Source organism: Desulfofundulus sp. (genome assembly GCF_049701015.1).
Lineage (GTDB): Bacteria > Bacillota > Desulfotomaculia > Desulfotomaculales > Desulfovirgulaceae > Desulfofundulus.
Map to the genome: position 1 here is coordinate 1 of NZ_JBNATZ010000299.1, position 2,783 is coordinate 2,783.

Genomic DNA, 2,783 nt, shown 5'->3' on the forward strand with positions numbered 1-2,783 from the left:
TCATCAAATTTGTGCAGTGCCTTCGGGTAGGGCACGTCGAAACCCTCCGGCCAGGACTCGGGCCGGCCGAAATAACTGACGTTGGCTAAGGCCACACCATCAGGGTTGGTGTCCATCCCTAAATAGCCCCGGTTGGGGTTGGTCACCAGGTCGGGCGCTGTCACGGCAAAGGTGATGTGCACCCTGTACCGGCTGTCCCCACCCTTGATCAGCTCCACAGTATAGGGTGCGCCCGAAAGAAGCAGTTCCCACACCTTCAACCGGTGTTTTTCCGGCAGCCACAGCCTGCCTTTCACCCGGGGCGCACTGGTCATTACGGGCCTGCCCTTGCTGTCCGTGCCTTTCTGCTCGGACAGGTGGGAAACAGTCACGGACAAAGCAAATTCTCCGCTGCGGTAGCTTATCTTGATGTTCGGGTTGCCGCCTTTGGTTTCATCACCGCGGGCAAAAAGCCTGTTCTGCCGGGCTTGACGCCACTCTTCGCTGCTTGCCCTGCCTTTACAGACACTCTTCCACAAAGAATGACCGCCAAAGACTACTGTTGGTATGGTACCGTTACTTTGATGGGCCTGCAGCTCGTCCAGCTTCGTCTTCAATTTTTGACCCGCGCTTTGCGGCCGTGCACGGCGCGCTTGGCTTTTTCGATTTTTACCGGGTCGTTTGCTTCAACCGCTTTGCCTAGGTCTTTTTCCGCCCGGTTGAGTTTCTTCCTGGCCCGGCCCAGCTTCGTTTCCGTCTCTTCGATTTCCAGCGCCAGGAGTTCTCGCTGCGACTCAATAACGGCCTTTGCCTTCAATACAGCATCGTCACAAAAACGAGAGTTTATGCCAAATAACTCCTGGCCTTCTCTTTTGAGCTCTTCACGGGAGCGGCCTTCCTGCAGCCGGTTGAACGCCCAGCGAGTGCAGGCACAAAAAAGGCGCATCTCAGTATCCAGAGGCGTTTCGTCTTCCTTGCCGTATGGATCGGGGTAATAATCCCAAGACAGGGGAAACCATTCGCCGCAAACAGTGTATCTTAAGCCGTCGTCAGGATTAACCGGTTTCTTTTTGTTCTTTTTCCGCTTCTTCATTTTGAAATGCCTCCGCTATCAGTTCCCGAAAACCCCGCCTGACTTTCTTGCCGCCCCTGGCACCGTAAAGCCGGGCCGAAAAAGAGGTGACTATTGCCAGTAAGTCCCGAACCAGCTCAGTATGTGCGTCCTCCGGCTCTTTTTCCGCAATGGCGATTATTTCCACGCCGCAGTACCTTAAATGCCGCTCGATATACTCATAACCAAACCGCGCCAGCCGGTCGGGATACTCGATGATGAGCTTCTTATACTCACCCTGCTCGGCCAGCTTGAGCACGTTGGCTAATCCGCGGCGCTTCTGGTTTAAGCCGCTGACTACGTCCGTGAATTCCGCCCTGACGGTAAATCCGTTTTCCCGGGCGTATTGCCGCAGCCGTCCCATCTGCCGGTCCAGGTTACCCGCGTCAGCCTGCTTTTTGGTCGATACCCGGGCATAGAGCACAACTGTTTCCTGCCCATCAGTCAACTGACCGGACTGCAACAGCCTGTTGAGTTCGTCCATAGAGTACCTGCGCTGGCCTCCAGGCAGACGGACGGGCTTGATTAAGCCACGCTTCTCCCAGTTGCGCAGGCTGTTGGGGTGGACGCCTAATTTTTTTGCCGCTTTACTGATGGTTAATAGTTCCATAACTTCATGGTAACTATTTTGTTATGTTTTGCCAATATTTGTTGGCCTGTTGGTAACTGCTACAAACCTCCTGGCCGACAACGTACTGGTCCAGGTGCGCCTTGATCTCGCGCGGTTTGGGCAGGTCTTCCAGTCGGATCTCGTCCAGGTCGTCAATCTCATCTTCCAGAATTTCGCTACAAAGCTCAACGCACTTATCGCAGATGAAAACATCAGGCCCGGCTATGAGCTTCTGGACTGCATCCTGCGGCCTGCCACAGAACGAACATTTAAGTTCATCCCGGTGGCCGTTCTCTTTACCTTTCCTGCTCATCCCAAAACTCCTTTGCAGATGTTATCTTTCCTGTCTGGCTTCATGTTTCCCTTCGTTCACCCGAAACCCCTGACAGGAAAACTGGGGATATGCAAGACATCACATAACGGTCTATCGTCTGATGAAAAAATTTTTCCGTTTCCCGGATATTACATGATATATAGCCACAATCCCGCAAAATATCTACGTTTCTCATGCTCAGCCAGTTCGTTTCCCAGTAAAAATGACCTCTAACCTTGATATTAACTGGACTTTAAAGTATTTTTATCGGGAAACGGATTTTGTCTATCTGGAAACGGTTTCTTTATTCCCGGGGAAAGAGATTACAGTTTTCCTTTTTCCCGTCATTTTCTCTAACCCCGGCATTATAGAAATCACTTCTTGCCCATAAAGAGTCTTTTTCTCCAAATATCCCTTCTTAATCAAATTCCTGATGATTTTACGTGCAACAACAGTACTGATACCGGTAAGACAGGCTATATCCCCAACAGTACCAAAAACCAGAATCCGTCCTTCATGGTCAAGCTGATACGCTATAGGATTAAGAACTGCTCCCGTTTCCGGATCTGCAAAGCTCAATAATAAACAAAACATCCCCCATTCCTTTAAAGTCAGGTCGGTACTCTCCTCCAGCACAAAGCGCCTCAATTGCTGTTTTCTAATGCCTATCTCTCTCATCTTTTCCGCCATTCTTGCTACGGCCATCATTAACCTTTTCCCCCTTAAAAGCATACCTGTCTGAAATCCGGATGACGTGCTGTTTACCTACC

3 protein-coding genes and 2 pseudogenes are annotated in these 2,783 nt (G+C 51.0%); all 5 read right to left on the reverse strand.

The features are described from left to right. Nucleotides 1-596 (reverse strand): annotated as a pseudogene (locus ACPLUI_RS13505) (IS200/IS605 family accessory protein TnpB-related protein); the annotation flags it as partial. Next, entirely contained in the window at nucleotides 593-1,072 is a 480-nt protein-coding gene (locus tag ACPLUI_RS13510; protein WP_424660772.1) for a hypothetical protein, read from the reverse strand. The pseudogene ACPLUI_RS13505 and the gene ACPLUI_RS13510, both read right to left, overlap by 4 nt. Next, on the reverse strand, nucleotides 1,035-1,700 hold the full coding sequence (locus tag ACPLUI_RS13515; protein WP_424660773.1) for an IS607 family transposase: 666 nt from the start codon (nucleotides 1,698-1,700) through the stop codon (nucleotides 1,035-1,037). Before ACPLUI_RS13515 ends, ACPLUI_RS13510 begins: the two co-directional genes overlap by 38 nt. A 67-nt stretch (nucleotides 1,701-1,767) precedes the next feature. Beyond that, nucleotides 1,768-2,013, reverse strand: a pseudogene (locus tag ACPLUI_RS13520) (ClpX C4-type zinc finger protein); the annotation flags it as partial. Between the two features lie 285 nt (nucleotides 2,014-2,298). Further along, a complete protein-coding gene (locus tag ACPLUI_RS13525) occupies nucleotides 2,299-2,721 on the reverse strand; it encodes a hypothetical protein (protein WP_424660774.1) in 423 nt (140 codons plus the stop codon). Between the last annotated feature and the right edge of the window lie 62 nt (nucleotides 2,722-2,783).